Origin of the sequence: Humisphaera borealis (assembly GCF_015169395.1) — a bacterium.
GTDB lineage: Bacteria > Planctomycetota > Phycisphaerae > Tepidisphaerales > Tepidisphaeraceae > Humisphaera > Humisphaera borealis.
This window is the reverse complement of the sequence record NZ_CP063458.1, coordinates 2,374,892-2,396,965: the sequence shown is the minus strand read 5'-3', so window position 1 is coordinate 2,396,965 and position 22,074 is coordinate 2,374,892. Positions and strand designations below refer to the sequence as shown.

Here is a 22,074-nt window from a genome sequence, read left to right as displayed (position 1 = left end):
ACTGGACGAGAACACCTGCTTTACGACGCGATGAAGCCCCCGGCGTCGTGGTAGAATGTTCTGCGATCCAAGGCCCGACCCAACTCTGAAGGACGCCGGATGCCGAACAACTCACTCGTACATCTGCTGTCTGCCGCGGTCGCGTTCGTTCTGATCGCTCAGACGCACGCAGTGTCCGCGCCCACCTACCACCGCGACATTGCGCCAATCATCCTCGACAATTGTGCCGCGTGTCATCGGCCCGGCGAAGCGGCGCCGTTTCCGCTTCTTCAGTACGCCGACGTCAAACGCCGGGCGACGCAGGTGGCGGACCTGACGGCTTCGCGGGCAATGCCGCCCTGGAAGGCGTCGCCGGGCGAGGTGCATTTTGTCGGCGAGCGACGGCTGACCGACGGCCAGATCAAGCTTATCAGCGATTGGGTCGCCGCCGGGTGTGTGGAAGGCGATCCGAAGGACAGCCCGCCGCAACCGGTCTTTGCCGATGGCTGGCGCAACGGTCCGCCCGACCTCGTATTGACCATGCCCGAGCCCTACGCCGTGCCGGCCGACGGGCCCGACATCTACCGCTCGTTTGTGATCCCCGTCGAGATTCCGAAGGGCAAGTTCGTCCGCGCCGCCGAGTTTCGGCCGGGTAATCGCACGGTGGTTCATCACGCGGTCCTGAGCACGATGAAGCGGGAAGCGATCGCCAAGAAGCTCGCCGCCGAGCCCAAGGGCCACGGGCCCGGCTTCAAGAGTGGCCTGAATGCCCCCGGCGACCGCATGCCAGGCTCGCCGGGTATCTGGGTGCCGGGAAAAGACCCGCTTCCCCTGCCCGATGGCTACGCGATGGCTTGGCCTCAGGGGTGCGATCTGCTGGTGCAACTTCACCTGCACCCCAGCGGCAAGGCGGAGGTCGAGCAGTCGTCGATAGGCCTGTATCTGACCGACGAACCGCCGAAGGGCGCGCTGATTCCGTTCGTCATGATGAACCGCAACGTCGATATCGCCCCCGGACAGAAGGACTTCACGCTTCGGTCCGAGAAGGCGGTCACGCAGGATGTCGATGTCATCGGCTTCTTCCCCCACATGCACCTGATCGGCCGAACCTGCACCGCGACGGCGACCCTGCCCGGCGGAAAAAAGATCAACCTGCTGACGATCGCCGACTGGGACTTCCGCTGGCAGGGCTACTACCAATGCAAAACGCCGGTCCGCCTGCCGGCGGGGACGATGGTCGAATGTGTCTGGACGTTCGACAACTCGGCCGAGAACCCATCGCAACCGTCGAATCCGCCCAAACGCGTTCGCTTTGGCGAAGGGACGACCGACGAGATGGGGGCAATCGTGATGGATTTCGTGCCGGCACCGGTTCAGCCTGCCGAAGCCGGTGTGAGCCTCGCCCGCGACCTGATGGCCCGCCACGATACGAACAAGGATCAGAAGCTGTCCCGCGCCGAGTTGATGAAAGCCGACCCGTCGAAGGAAAAGGACATCGAACACGCGTTGGCTCACTTTGACGCCGACAAGGACGGATTGCTCAACGAAGCCGAGTTGAAGGCGGCTTGCACCGCGCTGGTCGCGTCGCGCGAGCGGTGACAGAGCGATTTCAAATACGCCGGGTCTGAGCGGTACTCCGCGATGGCCCGGATTCCGAGCGTGACCTCGTCCAGGCAGTCGGAATATGCGAGTCGTTGCCGTCAAGAATCAATCGTGTCGTCGCAGCGCAGAATGCCGGAATCGTCGAAGAATCCGGGTCTTCGCGGAGTACCGCTCAGACCCGGCGTGTAGAAAGACTCTCAGTTTGCGTGATTAGCCAAGATTCAAATATGAGATCACCTCGCCTCTCACGTCGAACCTTCCTGGCCGCAGCCGCTGCAACATTGCCGGTATTTCGGGCGTCTGCGGCCACGCCCTCGAAACCCGCAGGGATGACGCTCGGCTTCAGCACTTACGGCATGAAGACCCTGACCGCGATCGAGGCCGTCAAAGCGGTCGCCAAGATCGGCTTCGACGCGGTCGAACTCTGCTGCCTGCCCGATTTCCACGGCGACCCGGCGTCCCTCTCGCCTGCTGCTCGCAAAGACCTCGCGTCGACGATCGGCGATAGCGGGCTGCGGCTGGTGGCGCTCATGGAGAACCTGCCGCTCCATGTGGACGACAAAACGTTCGCGGCCAACCTCGAACGTCTGAAGCGGGTGTGCGAGCTGTCGGCACAGTTGTCGCCCCAATCGCCACCAATCGTGGAGACCGTGATGGGTGGCGCGGCGGGCAAGCTCGACGACCTCATGGATTCCTTCGCCCGTCGGCTGTCGGACTATGCGTCCATCGCGAAGCAGGCGGGCGTTCCGATGGCGGTTAAGCCGCACCGGATGAACGCCGTCGACAGCCCGGCCAGGATGATTCGCCTGCTGAATCACGCTGCCCAGCCGCGGTACCTGTCGATGGTGTACGACTGGTCGCACTACGCCCAGCGTGACGATCTGAAAGATGCCGACGGCAAGCCGGTTACGATCGAAGGCACGGTGAAAGAGTCGCTTCCGTACACCTCGTTCGTCGCCGTGAAAGACGTCGTCTTCGAGAAGGGCAAGGCGGTCTTTAAGCTGCCCGGCGAAACCGGCCAGACGGATAATGCGACGGTGGTCAAGACGCTCCACGCCGGCGGCTACACCGGCGACGTGAACTGCGAAGTGAGCAGTCAGATCTGGAAAGCGCCCGGCTACGACGCCATCGCCGCCGCGACGGCGTCGTATAAGGCCATGTCGGCGGCGTTCGAGAAAGCAGGCGTGCCGCGGAATAAGAGGTAGGCGAGGTCGTTCATATCCGCACGAAGCCACAGGATTGTCACGGCGCGGAGGTGGAATCGGGTGGCATGGGTAACGGTACGCCGTTACCCGTGTCGAACGTCGGACCACGTCCACACGGGCAAGCGAGTACGCTTGCCCATGCCACCAGAATCAGGCTGCAACAATCCAATCAACGAGGCGAGGAATATGCTGAAGCTGCTGTCCGCACTGATCGTGACCTTGATCGCCGCCGGTCCGGCATTTGCCGATATCGCCGGCAAGAAGCCCAACATCATCTTCATCATTACGGATGACCAGGGGTACGCGGATCTGTCCGCGACGGGCAACCCGATCCTCAAGACGCCGAACATCGACAAGCTTTATGCCGAAGCCGTCCGTTTCAGCGACTTTCACGTCAGCCCGACGTGCGCGCCGACGCGGTCGGCACTGCTCACCGGTCGGCATGAGTTCCGCAACGGCATCACCCACACCATCAACGAGCGCGAACGGCTGAATCCCGAGTCGGTCACGCTCGCCGAAACACTGAAGGCGGCCGGCTACACCACCGGCATCTTCGGCAAGTGGCATCTCGGCGACGAGCCCGACCGCTGGCCGACGAAACGCGGCTTCGACGAAATGTTCATCCACGGGGCCGGCGGCATCGGCCAGAGCTACCCCGGCTCGTGCGGCGATGCGCCAGGCAACAAGTACTTCAACCCCGCGATCCTTCACAACAGCAAGTTCGAAAAAACCACCGGCTACTGCACCGACGTGTTCTTCGGGCAGGCGACGAAATGGGTGGAAAGCGTCAACGGGAAGCAGCCCTTCCTCGCGTGGATCGCGACCAACGCGCCGCACGCCCCGCTCGATGCCCGGCCGGAAGACGAAGCGAAGTACACCGGCAAGGTGCCGCCGAATGTCGCCAAGTACTTCGGCATGATCTCGAACATCGACGACAACGTCGGCCGGTTGATGGCTCGGCTCGCCGAGATGAAGATCGACCGCGAGACGCTTGTCATCATGATCAACGACAACGGCGGGACGGCCGGCACGAAGGTGTTCAACGCCGGCATGCGCGGCCAGAAGGGAACGCCTTACCTTGGCGGGACGCGGGCGTTCAGCATCTGGCACTGGCCGGCGCAGCTTAAGCCGGCCGACGTTCCGGCGCTGGCGGCGCACATCGATTTTTTCCCCACGATCGCTGAGATCGCCGGTGCACCGCTGTCGGACAAGGCCAGGTCGCAAATCAATGGACGGAGCCTGGTGCCGCTGCTTGAGAACCCGTCGGCCGACTGGTCCGACCGCATGCTGGTGACGCACGTCGGCCGCTGGCAGAAGGGCAAAGCCGCCGATAGCAAGTACGCCGGCATGAGTATCCGCAACACGCGGTTTCAACTCGTCAGCGTCGGCAAAGGCGGACAGAAGAACTGGGAGCTATTCGACGTCAAAGCCGACCCCGGCCAGGAAAAGAACGTGATCGCCGATCACCCCGAGGTCGTGAAAGAGATGGAGGCGTTTTACGACAAGTGGTGGGCGGAAACGCTGCCGCTGATGGTGAACGAAGAGCACGAAGGCAAGGGGCCGGCGGTGAATACGTTCAAGGAACTCTACTGGAAACAGTTCGGAAAGTAGGGTCCGCCTTGGCGGACGCGGCGGTAGCGACGCCTCTTACCGCGTGCGCTCAATACTGGCCAGCACGTCCGAAGCGTCTCGGCGGGCGTCATCTACACCGGTTCCGCCGGACAGGAAATCAATCTCGCCGTCGCGGGCGAACAGGCGGTCGTTTCCGGCGTCGCCGAAAAGGGCATCACGGCCGGGACCGCCGATCAGAGTGTCGTTTCCGCCGCCGCCGCGAATCTGGTCGTTACCTGATTGGCCATCGATGGTATTGCCGCGCTGGTTGCCGTAGAGGTAGTCGTCGCCCTGCGTGCCGACGAAAGACTCGATGCCCGACAGCGTGTCAGCGCCGAAGCTGCCAAGCACGAAGGGCTGGCTGGCTTCGTCGAGCTCGTAGTTCCCACTCAATCCGCCGTTGCGCAAGAGCAGGCCGGACAGGCCGCTGGAGTAGTCGATCAGGTCATTGCCTGTGCCGCCGTCATAGCCGTTCTCCTGGGGTGCGCCCCCGAGGACGATGATGCGATCGTTGCCGCCCTCCCCGTAGATGGCCGATCCATCAGAGGTCGGATCATCCGGGAGGGAGCCGGGCGCGTCGTAGAGACGGAACGTGTCGCCGCCGGCGCCGCCGTGAACCACCGAGTTCAGTCCTCGCACGTGAATGGTGTCTGCGCCACTGCCGCCCTGCGTGGTGGAATCTGGAGTGAGTGGGGCGAAGATCTCGGCAGGGATGAACACGCTCGGTTTGATGATCGTGTCGTTGAACGACCCGGTGGAGTCGTTGATGGCGACAAGCCGCTTGATCTTCGAGGCGAGGAAGGTTGCGGTCTTCGTCGAGCCGGCATCAGTGACCGCCACCTTCAGGCTGCCCTTCACGACCTCGGCATGGATATACCCGCCGACCAGCGTCAGCACGCGGGTGGTTGGCTCCAGCGAGACAGACATCAATCGACGGTCTTCAAGCGCTTCGAACGGTGACATGTGAGACTCCCTCCCTGGTCGTGAAACAATGAGCTGACGCTAGGTCAAAGCGATCAAATGTAGGGTCCGCCTTGGCGGACGCGGTTGACGTTGGACACCTGTTGTCCCTCAATCGCCGTGGCTGTCGCCGCTCGCTTCGCGGTTTCGCGAAGGGTCTGTGTATACCTCTCGCGGTTTTCTCGGATAGGTACGATTTCCCCCCCCCCGATGGTTGTACTTCGACGTCAACACGGCGCGAAACCGCGAAGCGATCGGCGGCTTCCACGGCGAACGGGCGCGACGCGTCCGCCGAGGCGGACCCTACGCTGCTACCCTGCGGCTTTGGCGCTGCGGCCGCCGGTTTCGACAAACTGCCCCAGGTTGCGGAACTTCTCGTACCGCTGATCGAGCAGCTTTTCGGTCTTGAGCTTCCGCAGTTCGCGGAGCGTCTTGGCGAGGAACTGTTCGAGGTTGCGGGCGGCGGTGTGTGGGTCGCGGTGGGCGCCGCCGAGCGGCTCCTGCACGACCGTGTCGATCACGCCGAGCTGCTTGAGGTCGCGGCTGGTGAGCTTGAGTGCGGCGGCGGCATCGGGGGCGTTTTCGTTGCCCTTCCACAGAATGCCGCTGCAGCCTTCGGGGCTGATGACCGAGTACCAAGCGTGTTCCATCATCGCCACGCGGTCGGCGACGCCAATACCCAGCGCGCCGCCGGAGCCGCCTTCACCGGTGATGACGGCGACGATCGGCGTCTTGAGCCGGCTCATCTCCATCAGGTTCTTCGCGATGCTCTCGGCCTGTCCGCGCTCTTCGGCACCGATGCCGGGATAGGCGCCGGCGGTGTCGATCAGGCAGACGACCGGCAGGCCGAACTTCTCGGCGAGTTTCATGCAGCGAAGTGCCTTGCGGTAGCCTTCGGGGTGGGCCAGGCCGAACGAACAGCGGACCTTTTCCTTCGTGTCGCGGCCCTTGTGATGGCCGATCAGCATCACTTTGTGGCCGGCCATGCGGGCCAAGCCGCACATGATCGCCGGGTCGTCGCCGTAGCGGCGGTCGCCGTGCAGTTCACGGAACTCGCGGCAGACGATCTCGACATAATCCTTGAACAGCGGCCGCTGGGGATGACGGGCGACCTGCACCGTTTCCCAGGGCGACAAGTTTTCGTAAGTCTTGCGGAGCAGCGACGTGTAGTTCTCGCGGAGCTGACGGATCTCCTTCGAGTAGTCCGTCTGCTTCGACGCCTGCATCGCTTCGAGCTCGACGATCTGCTGTTCGAGCTTGGCGATGGGGGTCTCGAAACCCAGGACGTGCCGCAGGACGGGTTTGCCGTTGGCGGCGACCTGACCGTTGGTGTGCGTGGCACCCGCCGAACCGGCCGCGGTGCTGGAATCCAACGACGAAAGCGTTTGTGTCATGGTGGATCGTCGGCTGTTTCAAATCGAACAGCCGCCTTGGACTTCGGCGTGATCGTCCGGACGTAACGTCCGTCCGGTCATCTCGCGCCGGTGGTCAGCCTGTCACGTCCGGGAACATTCAAACGAGTCGAGACCCGTCTGCTTGTTTACCCGAGGCTAACCACACCTTAAGGATCTTGCTCATATCCGCACGGCCACCCTTGGCGGCGATGCGGATGGAATCACAGGAGCCCCGGATAGTTGGTTCGACCATCCAATGGGGCGATAGCCTAGACAACAGAGGCCTCGGCATCAAGCAAGCAGGTCCCTGTCGTCAACCCCGGGTTCCCGGCGGTCAAGCCGGGACGACCGTGTCGCGGGAGCTTTCAACCTCCTGTATTATCGGGCTCATGCAACCGAAGCGCTTAAGCGTTCTTGGGGTCGGCCTGCTCGGCGGGTCGCTCGGACTGGCCGTCAAATCGGTCGCAAGCGACTGCCGTGTAATTGGTTATGGCCATCGGCGGGCCACCCTGGATGCCGCGCTGGCGCTAGGCGCTATCGACGAAGGGTACGACGATCCCGCCGCCGCGGTTCGCGACGCCGACCTGGTCGTTCTTTGCACACCTGTCAGCCTGCTGGGCGAGATGCTCGACCGGATCGCGCCTTTTCTTGCCGATCGGGCGGTCGTCACCGACGTCGGCAGCACCAAGGCATCCATCGTTCGACTTTCCGAGGAACGCCACCCCGGCATTCGGTTCGTCGGCAGTCATCCGATGGCTGGCAGCGAGAAGCGTGGCGTGCAGTTCGCGCAGAGCGATCTGTTTCGCAACGCCGTCTGTATCACGACACCCACGGACGCGACCGATCGCGAGGCACTCGAAGCTGTGGAAGGTTTCTGGCGCGGGCTGGGGATGCGGCTCAAGCGGTGCTCGCCGGCGGAGCACGACCGGCTGATCTGCGATGTCAGCCATCTGCCTCATGCAATCGCGGCGGCACTGGTGACGATGCAGGAAGACGCCGCGTTGGATCTCGTCGGCAAGGGGTTTCTCGATGCGACGCGGATCGCCGGCGGCGACGGGGGGCTTTGGCGCGACATCTTCCTGGACAACCGGCAGAACCTGGCGGCGGCGATCGGCCGGCTGCGGACGTCGCTCGATGATCTGGAGCGACTGCTGACGCCGGAAAGTTCGGAGGCGCTGCGGGACTGGCTCGATCGCGCCGCCGAGCGCCGCCAGGCCGCGCTTAAGCCGTGAATGCCCTTGGCGCAATGTCTCGCCATTTATCGCGGCCTGCCGCCTGCGGTGCGAATCCTGCCCGGTTTTGACGTCGTCGAGTCGTGACGGCTCCGGATAGTATCGCCGGACGATGCGAAACCGTGGCCTGGCGTTGGTCGAACTACTTGTGGTCGTCGGGATCGTCGCGGTACTGCTGGGCTTGCTCCTGCCGGTACTGGGACGGGCTCGCGAGTCCGGCCGCCGGGCCGTCTGCCTGTCCAACTTGCGGCAGGTCGGCCAGGTCGTGCAGATGTACGGGCAGAACAACGCCGGCCGGGTTCCGATCGGCTACCGGGCCGGCTTCAAGCAGTTCAACAGCATGGTTTACTCGGGGACCGCGCAGAAGTTCTGCCTCTTCGGCGTGCTTTATATGAACAAAAAGATGGACCCGCCGCAGGCGTTCTTCTGTCCGTCGAACGAGGATCCGCAGTCGAACCTCGGTTCGGAACTGAACCCATGGCCCCCAAAAGCCGAGCCCACTCGAAACGTTTTTGCCGGCTATGCCTTTCGCCCGGACCATCAGATCGTCGACGAGGTGCACCTGGTCGGCGGCTTCATGCCGACGCTGGCTTCGTTCGGCACCAAGGCGATTCTCGCCGATCTCACCGCCACGCCGCAGCGGGTCGATCTGCGGCATCGGGAGGGCGTCAACGTGCTTTACGGCGATTTCTCGGGGTCATGGGTCTCGCGGGCTTCGTTTGAAACGCCTTTGAAGGCTTGCCCCACGTCTCCCTCGACGGCGGCCAATCCGTATCAGGATCAGATCTGGACAATACTTGACTCGCGGTAACGCCTGACCTGGGCGTACCACCGATATGAAAGTTCACGCAGCAATGAAGAACGCCACGACATCGTGAGATGTCGTGGCGTCCTAACTAAGTAGTGGTCCCGCGAAGACGCTCTTTACAGGGCGCCCTTGGATCGGATCAGTCCTTCTTTGGCGATTCGGTCGGCGTGCCGTCGGTACGGCTCGGGACAACCGCGTCACCGTCACGGCGGCCGGGAGTCTTCCCTTCCTGCCGTGACTGACCCTTCTGCACGCTGCTTGCTGGCATCGCGGCACTGTCGTCGCCGGCCAACTGCTTGGCCGTCTGCAGATGCTCGCGGATCGCCGGCAGTGTTGCGGCGGCGTACTGCTTCACGGCGGGATCCTGAAGTTCATTGGCGCCGTCGCGGTACCAGAGCGCGGCTTCGGAATGTCCGCCGACCATGCCGTAGGTGTACGCCTTGTCGAACTCCGCGCCACGCTTGGCACGGAACATGGTCAGCTTGGCCTGGTGCACCGGGGTGAGTTCCTTGGAGACGTCCAGGTTGCTGGTCTTGGCGGCCTGTTCCAGCGACTGCTGCGCTTTCTGATGCGCCGCGACCAGATCACGGGCAAATGCCTTCACTTCAGCCCGCTGGGCGCGTTCCTGCGCCAGTTGACCCAGCTCGATTTCAAACTGGTTCGCACTGGAGGCGTGCCGGACGAACTCCTGCGACATCACCTTCGGATCCATACGGCTCGACGCGTTGCGATCGGCGCCGCGATCCTCGGCGGCGCGGTCAGCGGGGGTGGGGGACCGTTCGCCCGTCGGACCGTTCTGCTGCGGGTTCTCGCCCGCCGGCTGTAACGGCTGGGCCTGGGGGCGCGGCGTCGGCTGGGCGTCCCGTGCCGCCGGTTGGTTTTGCGCCAGGAGTGGCGTCGTTACCAACGCCGAAACAATCGCTGCTTTCAAAATGTACGTCTTCATTCGAGTCATTCCGTTTCCTCGAGCTCCGTTGTAGTCGCTCGATTTAGGTCATTCGGGCTGCCGACTTCACATGGCGACACTTCACCCGCGCCGTCATTGGACGACGCAGGTACCTTCGCAACCCAAGTGCCTCGACCGCGCGAGGAACCGTTTTTCATGCAGAAACGTGCCGAGTGATCGACAGCGTCCGATGACCACGCTTGCAACGTAAGCGCATCCTTAATGCAACTTCCGTTTCAACGCCGATCTGTCGTCGGGCGTGTCGCGAAGACGCCATTCCGATGGACCGATCGCCGAATCGGGCGTGTTGGACTTCTGTGTGTTTCGCAAGGATCGACGGATCACACGTCTCGGGTCGTTGGATTTTGCCCCTGCCGTTCCCTATAACCACGCACACCATGCGGATTGATGAAGTCGCCGGCCACGGTAAGCCTATTGTCTCGTTCGAGTTCTTCCCCCCGAAGACCGATGCGGGCTTCCAATCGCTTTTCGCCACCATTGAAGAGCTGCGCCCGCTCCAGCCGAGCTACGTCTCGGTCACTTACGGGGCCGGCGGATCGACGCGGGAGAAAACGGTCGACCTGGTCGTCCGCATTCAGCGCGACATTGGCATCCGCGCCATGGCCCATTTGACCTGCGTCGGCCACACCGCCGACCAGATCGGCTCGGTGCTGGACGACCTCTGGGCCGGCGGCATTCGCAATGTGCTGGCGCTGCGAGGCGATCCCCAGGTGGGGCAGACGACCTTCACCAAGACCGAAGGCGGCTTCGGCTACGCCAACGAACTGGTGGGTTACGTCGCCGGTCGGCACAACTTCTGCATCGGCGTCGCCGGCTATCCGGAAGGGCACCCCCAGTGCCTGAACCGCTCGCGCGACCTCGAGCACCTCAAGCAGAAGGTGGACGCCGGCGCGAATGTCATCATCACGCAGTTGTTCTTCGATAACGCCGACTTCTACCACTTTCGCGACGAAGCCAGGCGGATGGGTATCAAGGTGCCGATCGTCGCCGGCATCATGCCGATCACGAATGTCGCGCAGATCAAGCGGTTCGTGAGCATGTGCGGTGCGAAGATTCCACACCCGCTTTTGCAGAAGCTGGAAAGCCTGGAAGCCGACCCCGAGGCGGTCTACCAGTACGGCATCGACTACGCGACCCAGCAGTGCGCCGACCTGCTCAAGCAGGGGATCGACGGGCTGCACTACTACACGCTGAACAAGAGCAAGGCGACGGTGGATATCGTGAAGCGCCTGCGGGCATCGGGCGCGGTGTAATCGCGATGAGAGGGTCTTGCCCCCGGAATGACAGGCCCATAGGGCCGCAGTTCGATAGCCCAGCCCATCGGGCTGGGTTTCCGACGGACGCTTCGGAACAGGCCTGAAGGGCCGAAGTAGTCCGTACGCTTACCACGCCCTTTCAGGGCTTTTCGCAATCCACCATCGAAAACCCAGCCCGTTGGGCTGGGCTATCGAACGTCGGCCCTTCAGGCCTCGATGCGATGACATTGCAGAAGCCAAGAGGGCAACGCGACGTCGCTTCGACGCGTCTCCTTTTGAACGCCGACCCCGCACGGTTAGACTGCTACGGGTCGTCGCGCCTTCGTACACTTCGCAAAGGAACCGCCATGCCAATCGCCAAGACCGCTTCTCGCGCCGGGTTCGCTCTGTTGCTGTCGCTCGGCTTTGCCGCCGGGTGTTCGACCAAGGACGGGTCCGCCGATTGTTGTCACGACTGTTGCGCCGCGCCGACGACTGCCCCGGCCACCAAGCCGGCAGCGGGTGCGGCCACCAAGCCCTCGGCCGCCGCCCCGGCCACGCAGAAGACCGAAGCCGCCGCAGCGTGGAAAGACCTTTTCGACGGCAAGACCCTCACCCACTGGAAGGTCGCCGACTACGCCGGTAAAGGCGACCCGGCGGTCGAAGACGGCCTGATCATCCTCCCCTCCGGCGAAGGCCTGACCGGCGTCACCTGGAAGGGCGAAGCCCTCCCCAAGACCAACTACGAGATCGAAGTCGTCGCCAAGCGAATCGACGGCGTCGACTTCTTCTGCGGGATTACCTTCCCCGTCAACGACACGTTCGCCACGCTGGTCACCGGCGGGTGGGGCGGGGCGGTGGTCGGCATTTCCAGCCTCGACGACGAAGACGCCGCCCACAACGAGACGACGGTTTACGAAAAGTTCGAGAAGGGGAAGTTCTACACGTTCAAGGTGCGTGTAGAGCCCGAGAACATCACCGCCTGGATCGACGCCAAGGAAGTGGTCAACGTCAGCATCAAGGACAAGAAGGTGAGCATTCGCGGCGACATCGATCAGTCCACGCCGCTGGGACTGGCGTCGTGGCAGACGACGTCGGGGATCAAGTCGGTCAAGGTGCGGAAGCTGGAAGCGGGGAAGTAGCGCTTGTGGCATGGGCATGTACTCATGCCCGTGTTCCAGGCGTCCGATTGGCCGCGCGAGTCCGCACGGGCACGGGTACATGCCCATGCCATGATTTTGCGGGTTTGAGTCGCCTACACTTCCCAAACTTGGCTTGACACCTTTCCAGACCCCTTCGATACTGAAGGGCTTTGCCCGATTTTGGGGCAGCAGGCGGATGTTTTCCATGGAGTTTCCCTTGAACAAACGTGTCGGCCGGTCGGAGGCTTCGCCTGTGCGATGGTGTCTGGTTCTGGCCGCAATGGCCGGCTGTGCGTCCCCGTCGGTATCGCCCCCTCCGCCGCCCGGCGAGAAGCCACTGTCGCTGACCGCTAACGGTGCCCCCACGGGCAAGGGTGCCGATGCCGCCGGCTCGCCGACCGATGTCGCCGCCGCCCCCTCGCCCTACGCTTCCGATCGCATTGTCGCCACGATCAGTGACGGCCGGTTTCAGCGTCACGTGACGATGGATCAGGTCCTCAAGCCGCTCATTGAAGCCCACGGCCTGAACATGCTGCTGGTGGTGGTGCAGTTGGAACTGGCCAAGGGGCTGGCGGAGCGCGCGGGCATTCGCGTCACCGAGGCCGACATCTCCGCCGAGCGGGACGCCACGCTGACCAAGCTCTTCAGCGAGAACGACGAGCGGCTGGACACGATGATCGCCGCCGCCAAAAGTGCCAAGAAAACCGAAAAAGTCGAGCAGCTCGAGAAGCAGAAGCTGTCCGATCGCGATCTGCTCCTCAAGCAGTTTCTCGAACAGCAGCGGATTTCGCCGTCCGAGCTGGACCTGGTGCTGACGACCAACGTCTACCTGCGCAAGGTTGCCGAGCCGCAGGTCGCCAACCAGATCAAGGAAGAGGACGTCCGCCGGGAGTTCGCGATCCGGTTTAACGAGCAGATCAAGGCCAGGCACATCCAGCTCAAGCGGCCTCAGGACACGACCGAGGTCCTGCGCCGTCTGAAGGAGGGGCAGCCGTTCGAGCAGGTCGCCCGCGATCTGAGCACCAATCCGACCACGGCGGCCCTGGGCGGAGAACTGCCTCCCTTCGGCCGCGAAGACGCACGACTGCCGCAGAACTTCAAGGACGTCGCGTTTTCCCTCAAGGACGGCCAGGTGTCGGACGTTGTCGAATGGGAAGGCAGCTACCACATCATCAAGGCCGAGCACCGCATTCAGCCCAGGGTGGTGAAGTTTGAGGATGTCGCGCCCGGCCTGCGGCGTGATTTGACCGAACGTGTTACCCAGGCGGTCGTCACCCGTATCCGGGCCGATATCGGCCAGGTCGCGCGCACGGCGATGAAGATTAACGATCCCGAGCTGGAACGGCAGTTCAAGCAGAAGATCAAGTCCTTCGAAGACCAGCAGGCCGCCGCCGACAAGGCCAAGGCCGACATGGAGAAGGACCGCGCCAAGACCAACGGCGCAGCCACCCGGGCCACCGACGGCGCAACGCCCGGCCAGATCGGCCCCAAGGCCGGTCCCGCGCCCAGCTTCGGCGACGGCCCGGCAACCGCCCCGACAACTGTCCCCGTAGCGCCGCCGGCAGCCGCACCCGCCGCACCGCCGGCGACCGCGACCAAGCCCGCCGGCCCCTCCACGCGGCCGGTGGGCTCCCCGAAGTGACGGGCAGCTTCATCAAGTGCGGAATGCGGAATGCTGAATGCTGAAGAGCCAGGCATGATTCCGCATTCCGCATTCATACCTCTTCCTTCCTATTCCTTCCGCCCCTTGATTGCCGGGGCGTTCGGCCTTCCAATCCAAACAACACAACCACCATGAGCACCAAACCGTTTCAGATTGACGTCTCTCCCCGTATTCAGCGTCTTCCCCCTTACCTTTTCGGCCGCATCAACAAGATGAAGTACGAGAAGCGGGTGGCCGGCGTCGACATCATCGACCTGGGCATGGGCAACCCGACCGACCCCACCCCCGATGTCGTCGTCGACAAGCTCAAGGAAGCCGCGATCGACCCCCGCAACCACCGCTACTCGGTCAGCAACGGCATCGCCGGCATTCGCAAGGAAGTCGCCAAGAAGTACAAGCAGAAGTACGGCGTCGAACTCGACCCCGAGACCGAAGTCATCGCCACCATCGGCTCCAAGGAAGGCTTCAGCCACCTGTGCCTCGCGATGCTCGGACCCGGCGACACCATCGTCGTCGGCGACCCCGCCTTCCCGATTCACATTTACGCCCCGGCGATGGCCGGTGCCAATGTCATCCGCGTGCCGCTGGGCAACGACCAGGCCTTCCTCGACCGGATCGAAAAGGTCTTCGTCGAGATCTACCCCAAGCCCAAGCTGCTGATCCTCAACTACCCGCACAACCCGACCAGCATCACGATCGAACCCTGGTTCTGGGACAAGGCGATCGAAATGTGCCGCCGGCATGGCGTGATGATTATCTCCGACTTCGCGTACGGCGAAATCAACTTCGACGGCTACAAGGCGCCCAGCTTCCTGGCCGCCGCCGGCTCGAAGGAGATCGGCGTCGAGTTCACGACCATGTCCAAGAGCTACAACATGGCCGGCTGGCGCGTCGGCTTCTGCTGCGGCAACAAGGAGATGATCAAGGCGCTCGCGACCATCAAGGGCTACTACGACTACGGCCACTTCGCCCCGATCCAGATCGCCAGCGTCATCGCGATGCGCGAGTGCAAGGAAACGCCCGCCATCCAGAGCAAGATGTACCAGGAGCGCCGCGACGTCGTCTGCGCCGGCCTCGACAAGCTCGGCTGGGAGTACACCAAGCCCATGGCGAGCATGTTCGTGTGGGCGAAGATCAACCCCGCGCACTACAAGAAGAACGAGGATTCGATCGACTTCTGCCTCCGCATGATGGACGACGCCGAGGTTGCCCTGGCCCCCGGCCGCGCCTTCGGCGAACAGGGCGAAGGCTGGGTCCGCATCGCGCTGGTCGAGAACGAACACCGCCTCAAGCAGGCGATGCGCAACCTCGAACGCGCCCTGAACCCGCGCCCGCCGAAGAAGGAAAAGAAGCAGACGGCCGGGGCGGCGTAGAGGAACGTTGCAGCACCGCATGACGGACTGAAATCGATGCCCACGGGTCAATCGGGGCCGGCTCTGCCGACCCCGACGGGATCCGTGGGCATGTTCTTTGCGACCGGTCTTGAAGCCCGAGGACGCGTGCGTCGGGACTTTTCTCAGTGGCCGTAGTATTGACCCCCCTATGCCATCCGAACGCCCAAACCTTCCGGAGAAATGCATCGCCGCGCTGTCGCAGTTGGATGCGATCGAGGCGGAGTTGCGGCGGATCGGCTACTGGTCCGACGTCCCCCCCCGATTTCCAGGAAGCCGTCGAGGCTGGGGAAGTCCGCTCGTTCATGGACGCGCCGTCGTTCGAGCTGTGGCTCCAATGCGTCTTCCTCCCCAACGCACGGGCGGCCGCCCGGAGCGACCACTTGCCAATCCATAGCCAGGTCGGCCTCATGGCGATGCGGCAATACGATTACCACTCCCACGTGCCGGAAGCGCAGGGACTGCTGAAACTGCTTCAAGACTTTGATGAACTGATCGAAGGCGAAAGCAGCTAGGCCGCCACTGGCGACGCCGACCCCAAAACCGCCCCGAAAGGGCGGCCGACGCTAGCCACTGGTGGAGCCGCATCGACCAGCAGGGATGCGGGTACAACCGTGGATTTGATCTTATTTTCGTCGGCGACCCAACACCAGGCCAACAACACCCAGTCCACCGAAAATCGCCGAGGACGGTTCCGGAACGGTGCCGATCGTGAGGGCGTTGATGGCAGGCGTATCGCCGCCCGAGGCGGTGAAGCTGAGTGCCTGAGTCGTCGCGTTGGCGGTGAATGTCCCTTGAATGGTCTTGCCAGCACCGGCTGCATGAGTACCGAAAGCCGCACTTCCGGAGACGGTCATGGTATCGAAGGAATCGGCAGTCGCGGACGACGAGAAGATCTGCACCTGATACGGCGTGCCGATGGTCAGACCCGACAGGGTAACGCTGGCCGAGGTGTTACTCGTGCCCATTTTGGTATCGAGAACGGGCCCAAATGAAGTGATTAAGATCGAGTTTAAGGAATTGGGGTCATCCAATGTCCAACCGCTGCTCGTAATGCTGATGCCATTGCCGAGAGCCGTCGATCCCGTACCAAATCCCATGCGCGTGAAGTTGACGTTGACAGAACCGTTGTTGACGACGGTCGATCCGCTTGCAGAGTCCCCGAAATCTACCCCGTCAAGCCCTGTGACGCCGGCGCTGGCGATCACCGAATTGACGTTGGGGATCGACTGTGGGGTACCCCAGCTGACGAGGGCACCATGGGAGGACATCGGAAGGGCCAAGCCCACGATCGCCGCGATGCCGCACGTTATCTTGAATCGCATTTTTTCTCCGCACCCGAGATGGTCGATTCCGTGCGCTTTTTTGTCGAGGAGATACAGTAACAGACCTCTCGATTCGCAGGAACCGGATAGAGCATATTGTTTATATTGACGTAACGCAATGCAATGTTTCGAAAAACTGCCGGAGAAAGGTCACATAAACGGCACGCGCTGTCCGACCCGAAACTTAGAACCTTGGTCGGGAGGACTTGTAGGGCTGGCGCACCCGGCCACGGAACGATTGACGCCGCAGGGGACGCAAGCGTCGGCGAGTATGGCCGTCCTACTGCCCCATTCGGGGCTATCGGATTCAGTTCACATCGATAATTACATAAGTCTCTATTAAATATTGGCTTGCGTCATTTCATTAAGGCCGCTTCCGGCCCCAATTCTACCGCCGCTGGCCTTCGGCCAGATCGCGCTGCCCTTCTCGAACCTCTGGTGTTGAAGCATTCCGCCGGCCTGCCTCGTGTGAGGCACCAGAGTTCCTGGACTAGCTGGCGTTTTCGAAAACTTCCACTTTCGAGGATTCGCCATGTTCCGTTCACTTGTCAATGCGTTCCGGATGTCCAAGACCTCTCACCAGACCTCCACCAAGGCCGCCAAGGCCACCAAGAGCATCAGCCACTTCGAACAACTCGAAGGCCGTCAGTTGATGTCGGCGACCTACGCCCTTCAGCCCGTCGCCGCCACGACCGCCCCGGCGCTCGTGATCACCGCCAGCGCCAAGGCCGACAACATTCAGTTCAGCCGTACCGCGACCGGCGGAATCGCCGTTAGCGCTGAAGGCAAACTGGTCGGCGTCATCACCAAGACCGTCTCGCAGATCGTCGTCAACGCCCTCGGCGGTAATGACCGAATCATCGTCGACGCCAACGTCACCGTCCCCGCCACCCTCAACGGCGGCGACGGCAACGACTTCCTCCGCGGCGGTGGCGCCAAGGACATCCTGGCCGGCGGCAACGGCAACGACACGCTCGTCTCTATCGGTGGCGGCAGCACGGATATGCTCTCCGGCGGCGCCGGCCGTGACGGCTTCTGGCTCGACAGCACCGACACCGTGAGCGATGCCGACTCTGCCGAGAACGGCGTCGGCGCGGTTCATAAGATCTCGTCGTTCGTCAGCTATAAGACCATGGTCGGCGGTAAGGCCGTGACTGTTACGCCGTCGAAAGAACTGCTCGGCCAGAACTTCGCCGACTCGGATGTCTCCGGCTACAACGCCGTGGGCACGATCAACGTGAAGAATCAGCCGCTGTTCTCCGCCGCCGGCCCGGCCGCGGATGACATCCGCCAGGGCAACGTCGGGTCGTGCTACTTCATCAGCACCCTCTCGTCGGTGGCCGCAAAGAACGCCGAGCGCATCCGCCAGAGCGTGGTCGATCTCGGCGACGGGACGTTTGCCGTGCGGTTGAAGAACGGCGCGGCGGATGCGTATGTCCGCGTGGACGCCGACCTGCCCATGGGCAAGGACGGCCAACTGATGGGCTGCCGCCTGGGTGCCGGCAACTCGAGCTGGGTCGCGATCATGGAGAAGGCCCTCACCATGTTCCGCACCAAGAGCGGCAACTTCGCCAACAATGGTTTCGCCAGCTACAAGCGGATCGACGGCGGGTTCCTCGACGAAGGCATGGGCTACCTCGGCGTGAAGAACATCGAAGCGAACAAGTTCGGGATGAACCCGTTCGCCAACGGGATGGCGATGTTCAACTGGATCGCGACCAAAGCGCAGCAGGGCAAGATCGTGACCTTCGGTACCGGCAAGATCGGCACCTTCAGCGGCACGCCCGCGGTCGAGTTGCATGCGTACTCGGTCGCCGGCCTCAGCCAGGACATGTTCGGCCAGCCGATCCTGGTGCTCCGCAACCCCTGGGCGAAGGACGGCCCGATTCAGCAGGGAGCCAACGACGGTTACATCGGCCTGACGATGAACGAAGCGATGTACGTTTGTGCCGGAGTCTCCGCGGGCAACGCCTAGCACCTTGTGATCGAAAAGCCGGTTGGGAAGTGCTTCCGGGACGACCTCCATGCGGGGTCGCCCCGGCTTTGTTGATTGCCGGGTGGGTCAACGCAGATGACTTGTTACGCAGATCATCACGAGACGTCTGACCAGGATGATGAAATCGCCGTCGTCCGAAACGGGATTGAACGCCAAGACGCCGAGACGCCAAGAATTGCGACGCCCTGAATCGCGTCCTTGGCGTCTCTGCGTCTTGGCGTTCATCGATTCTGCGTTAGCAGTCCGACGAACGGTTTTTTCTTTCCTTGGAACGGGCACCGAATATAATACGAACATGGATCGCCGCCAATCTGGCTGGATTGGCGGGTTTTCTTGTTTTGGCTCTGGGTCGGCGACGCGCCGGCTTCAAGATCTGGTGGACTGGTCGGCGGCAGGCGGCACGCAAGGGTACTGACTCTTGGGTTCGTTTGGCGATCTCGGGTTCGTTCGGCAACGTTGCGCTGGGTTCGTTCGGCGAAGGACAATGCCGGGGTACGCGAGCGTGTGAAGGAGCCGCGCACGAAGTAAGCGGGATTGCGCGATTTTGCGTCAACGTCCGCTTACTTCGTGCGCGGCACCTGAAAGCGTCGGACGCATAGAGGATGAGTGCCTTACGACGTGTGACCCACCTCGCACGGCTTGGAAAGCCGTGTCACGGACAGCGGTTGGAATGGACGGCTCGGGTTCGTTTGGCGATGCGGCGTTGGGTTCGTTCGGCAATCGCGGGTTCGATTTACGGAAAGAGCCGCGCACGAAGTAAGCGGGAGTGGCGCGGTTAAGCGTTGACGTCCGCTTACTGCGTGCGCGGCTCTTCCAGAGAGTCGGCGCGTCGGATCGCCGGTGGGTCGATCTCAGCCCGCTGGAATCCTCAGCCCACCCGGTCTTCGCCAGGGCCGATCAACCTGCGGCTGACCGTCGCGTGGCTGAAATAGTTCTGGCTAACGGCGTCGGCGATCGCGCCGAGCTGCTCGGTCGCGTCTTTCAGCAGCTTCTCCAGACCCGGGCGGGTACTTGCGTTGAGATCGCACGCCGACTGGATGTCGGCCAGCCCGATCAGGCCGCGGAGCCGCATCGCCGCCTGCAGGTCGGGGTTCTGGCGTGGATGGGCGGCGGCGTGGGGCAGGGCACGCAGGTGTTCTTCGATCGCCGCCACCTGAAACGCGACGGCCCGCGGGTTGGTTTCGTCGGCCAGCAGCAGATCGACCACCGCGGGCATCTCGAGCTGGGTGAGATACCGGCGGCGATAGGTGAGCGAGCAGTCGGCGACTTCCAGGACGGCATCGAGAAGGCTGGACTCTTCGGCGGGGTCGGCCTCGACGAGCATCAGGTTGACCAGCCGGGCGATCGCGCCGGCGCGTTCGAGGCGTGCGCCCATGTCGAGGAAGCGCCAGCTCTGGCCGCGGGTCATCGACTCGGCCGCCACGCCGCCGAAGGCGAGGAAGCCGCTCATCAGCTTGTTCAGCAGCTCCAGGACGGTGGGCACTTGGTCGTCGTCCACATTGACGTTGAAGTCGGCGACGTCGCGCTCGATCGTCTGGAGGATGCGCCAGGCGTCGGCGGAAATGCGGTCGCGGAGCACCCGGGCCAGCGCGTGAACGTGGCGGATGGTCGCCCGCAGCCCGGCGCGGTCGGCGGCATTGAAGACCTCGCCGACCAGTTCGCGGTCGGTGGGTGCGCCCTGTCGGCGTCTGTTGGAGGAGGGGTCGGGCTTTCCGCCGACACCCAGCTTGGAGCGACCCAGCAGGGCGTGAACCAGGGCTTCGATCGTCGTCGGGCTTTCGATGACGCTGGGGTCGGTGAGCCGGCCGAAGATGGCGCGGGTCAGGCGGACGTAGCTTTCGGCCCGTTGGACGTAGCGGCCGAGCCAGTACAGGTCATCGGCGACACGGCTGGGCAGGTCGCCGCCGCCGCGACTGAGCTCGACCGGCTGCGACGCCGACGCCAGCAGCGTCAGGTCGCCGACGGGCCCGTCGGACAGAATCCAGGTGTCTTTGCTGCCGCCGCCCTGTTGCAGCGAGACGATCAGAGTGTCGGTGGAGCCGGTGACGCGGGTCAGCCCGCCTGGCATGACGTCGTAGCCGTTGCCGTCGGCGACGAGGTAAGAGCGGACGACGAATCGGCGGCTCTGCACGTGCGGTCCGCTGCCCTGATCGCTGAGGAGGACCGGCGCGTTGTGCGTTTCGATCTGTTCCTGGGCGACGTAGCGGTCGGGATGGGCGCGGATGCGCGACGCGAGCTGGGCGAGCCGGTCGCGCGTCATCTCGGTGCCGAACTCGGGGTCGGACCCGCGGGTCGGATAGGCGGGTTTGACGACAAGCCGGGACAGGTTGTCCAGGACGTAGGAAAGCGAGTTGGGGTCGCCGCACCACCAGGTCTGGACCGACGGCATCAGCAGTTCTTCGCCGAGGAAATGCCGGCAGAGTTGCGGAAGGAACGAGAGGATTGCCGGCGCCTGCAGAACGCCGCTGCCCAAGGCATTGGCGACGGCGACGGTGCCTTCGCGGACGGCTTCGATCAGGCCGGGCACGCCCAGGAACGATCCGCCGAAGAGTTCCAGCGGGTCGCAGTAGTCGTCATCGACGCGGCGGAAGATGACATCGACGCGCTGCAGGCCGCTGAGGGTCTTAAGGAACACCTTGCCGTCGCGGACGGTCAGGTCGTTGCCCTGGACCAGCGTGTAGCCGAGGTAGCGCGCGAGGTAGGCGTGCTCGAAGTAGGTTTCGTTGTACGGGCCGGGCGTGAGGAGGACGACTCGCGGGTTTTCACGGTTGGCCGGGGCCAGGTTCACCAGCGTCTGCCGCAGCGTCATGAAGAACGCGGCCAGGCGCTGGACGTTGCACTGGCGGAAAGCGGTCGGCAGCGTGCGGGAGAGGACGATGCGGTTTTCAAGCGTGTAGCCGGCACCGCTTGGGACCTGGGTGCGGTCCGACAGCACCATGAACTGCCCGTTGGAGGCGCGGATGATGTCGGCGGCGTACAGGTGGAGCCAGCGATCCTTCGGCGGGCGAATGCCGTGGCACGGGCGGAGGTAGCCGGTGTTGGCGTAAACCAGCTCGGGTGGCAGCAGGCCCAGCGCGATGGACTCGGCCGGGCCGTACAGGTCGGCGAGCAGGCGGTCGAGGAGCCTGGCCCGCTGGGTAAGGCCCTGACCGACGGTCCGCCACTGGTCGGCGGGCATGAGCAGGGGAATGAGGTCGAGGTTCCACGGGCGGTCCAGGCCGTTGGGATCGCCGTAGACGTTATGGGTGATGCCGTTCTCGCGAATGATCCGGCGAGCCTGCTCCCAGCGGCGGGTGACCTCGGCGCGGCCCATGTCGTCGAGCATGCTGACGAACATCCGCCAGTGCGGACGCAGCGAGCCGTCGGCCTCGACCATTTCGTCGGCGTTAGCAGTGCGCGGCACGTAGCCGGCGGCGAAGCCGGGCGCGGGCGGCGGAGGCAGCGGCGCGGGGCGAGGGGGATCTTTGACGTCGACGGTCATGAGGTTGCGAATGGCTTCCTTGCCGGTGACTCACCTTTGGGAGCGTCGTACACGCCCGAGTCCTGATCGGAACGTGTCGGTTA

16 protein-coding genes are annotated in these 22,074 nt (G+C 63.5%); 11 read left to right on the top strand and 5 right to left on the bottom strand.

Annotated elements, in window-relative coordinates:
• Nucleotides 1-99: 99 nt before the first annotated feature.
• The 3 genes from IPV69_RS08830 to IPV69_RS08820 all read left to right on the top strand — a co-directional run bounded on the left by IPV69_RS08830 (nt 100) and on the right by IPV69_RS08820 (nt 4,397).
• Complete coding sequence (locus IPV69_RS08830) at nt 100-1,578, top strand: EF-hand domain-containing protein (protein WP_206294718.1); 1,479 nt, start codon at nt 100-102, stop codon at nt 1,576-1,578.
• A 332-nt stretch (nt 1,579-1,910) separates the two neighbouring features.
• Nucleotides 1,911-2,786, top strand: a complete 876-nt coding sequence (locus IPV69_RS08825; RefSeq protein ID WP_206294717.1) for a sugar phosphate isomerase/epimerase family protein — start codon at nt 1,911-1,913, stop codon at nt 2,784-2,786.
• 138 nt (nt 2,787-2,924) lie between these two features.
• Nucleotides 2,925-4,397 carry an arylsulfatase gene (locus IPV69_RS08820; RefSeq protein ID WP_206294716.1) on the top strand — a complete coding sequence of 491 codons (1,473 nt, stop codon included), beginning with the start codon at nt 2,925-2,927 and terminating at the stop codon, nt 4,395-4,397.
• 36 nt (nt 4,398-4,433) lie between these two features.
• Here IPV69_RS08820 and IPV69_RS08815 read toward each other — a convergent pair whose 3' ends face one another.
• On the bottom strand, nt 4,434-5,360 hold the full coding sequence (locus tag IPV69_RS08815; RefSeq protein ID WP_206294715.1) for a calcium-binding protein: 927 nt from the start codon (nt 5,358-5,360) through the stop codon (nt 4,434-4,436).
• Between the two features lie 308 nt (nt 5,361-5,668).
• Nucleotides 5,669-6,751 (bottom strand): acetyl-CoA carboxylase carboxyltransferase subunit alpha, encoded by a 1,083-nt coding sequence (locus IPV69_RS08810; protein WP_206294714.1) that lies wholly within the window; start codon nt 6,749-6,751, stop codon nt 5,669-5,671.
• A gap of 389 nt (nt 6,752-7,140) precedes the next feature.
• On the opposite strand from IPV69_RS08810, the gene IPV69_RS08805 reads away from it, so the two are divergent.
• Both IPV69_RS08805 and IPV69_RS08800 read left to right on the top strand, forming a co-directional pair.
• Nucleotides 7,141-7,983, top strand: coding sequence for a prephenate dehydrogenase (locus IPV69_RS08805; RefSeq protein WP_206294713.1), 843 nt, complete (start codon nt 7,141-7,143; stop codon nt 7,981-7,983).
• 112 nt (nt 7,984-8,095) lie between these two features.
• Nucleotides 8,096-8,794 (top strand): hypothetical protein, encoded by a 699-nt coding sequence (locus IPV69_RS08800; RefSeq protein WP_206294712.1) that lies wholly within the window; start codon nt 8,096-8,098, stop codon nt 8,792-8,794.
• A 136-nt stretch (nt 8,795-8,930) separates the two neighbouring features.
• Here IPV69_RS08800 and IPV69_RS08795 read toward each other — a convergent pair whose 3' ends face one another.
• The gene (locus tag IPV69_RS08795; RefSeq protein ID WP_206294711.1) at nt 8,931-9,746 is read right to left on the bottom strand and encodes a DUF4142 domain-containing protein; all 816 of its coding nucleotides are present in this window, start codon (nt 9,744-9,746) and stop codon (nt 8,931-8,933) included.
• 389 nt (nt 9,747-10,135) lie between these two features.
• Between IPV69_RS08795 and metF the strand changes: the two genes are divergently transcribed.
• The 5 genes from metF (at nt 10,136) to IPV69_RS27905 (ending at nt 15,704) form a co-directional block, all read left to right on the top strand.
• Nucleotides 10,136-11,011 (top strand): methylenetetrahydrofolate reductase [NAD(P)H], encoded by an 876-nt coding sequence (gene metF, locus IPV69_RS08790; RefSeq protein WP_206294709.1) that lies wholly within the window; start codon nt 10,136-10,138, stop codon nt 11,009-11,011.
• A gap of 350 nt (nt 11,012-11,361) precedes the next feature.
• Nucleotides 11,362-12,135, top strand: a complete 774-nt coding sequence (locus IPV69_RS08785; RefSeq protein ID WP_206294708.1) for a 3-keto-disaccharide hydrolase — start codon at nt 11,362-11,364, stop codon at nt 12,133-12,135.
• Between the two features lie 217 nt (nt 12,136-12,352).
• Entirely contained in the window at nt 12,353-13,777 is a 1,425-nt protein-coding gene (locus IPV69_RS08780; RefSeq protein WP_206294707.1) for a peptidylprolyl isomerase, read from the top strand.
• Nucleotides 13,778-13,929: 152 nt separating this feature from the next.
• A complete protein-coding gene (locus IPV69_RS08775) occupies nt 13,930-15,171 on the top strand; it encodes an aminotransferase class I/II-fold pyridoxal phosphate-dependent enzyme (RefSeq protein ID WP_206294706.1) in 1,242 nt (413 codons plus the stop codon).
• A gap of 227 nt (nt 15,172-15,398) precedes the next feature.
• Nucleotides 15,399-15,704, top strand: a complete 306-nt coding sequence (locus tag IPV69_RS27905) for a YqcC family protein (protein ID WP_390884386.1) — start codon at nt 15,399-15,401, stop codon at nt 15,702-15,704.
• Between the two features lie 111 nt (nt 15,705-15,815).
• Here the strand turns inward: IPV69_RS27905 and IPV69_RS08770 are convergent, their stop codons facing one another.
• Nucleotides 15,816-16,514 (bottom strand): PEP-CTERM sorting domain-containing protein, encoded by a 699-nt coding sequence (locus IPV69_RS08770; RefSeq protein ID WP_206294705.1) that lies wholly within the window; start codon nt 16,512-16,514, stop codon nt 15,816-15,818.
• A gap of 532 nt (nt 16,515-17,046) precedes the next feature.
• Here IPV69_RS08770 and IPV69_RS27705 point away from each other — a divergent pair.
• On the top strand, nt 17,047-18,489 hold the full coding sequence (locus IPV69_RS27705) for a C2 family cysteine protease (protein ID WP_206294704.1): 1,443 nt from the start codon (nt 17,047-17,049) through the stop codon (nt 18,487-18,489).
• An 889-nt stretch (nt 18,490-19,378) separates the two neighbouring features.
• On the opposite strand, the gene IPV69_RS08760 is transcribed toward IPV69_RS27705, so the two are convergent.
• Complete coding sequence (locus tag IPV69_RS08760) at nt 19,379-21,991, bottom strand: circularly permuted type 2 ATP-grasp protein (protein WP_206294703.1); 2,613 nt, start codon at nt 21,989-21,991, stop codon at nt 19,379-19,381.
• Nucleotides 21,992-22,074 lie beyond the last annotated feature (83 nt).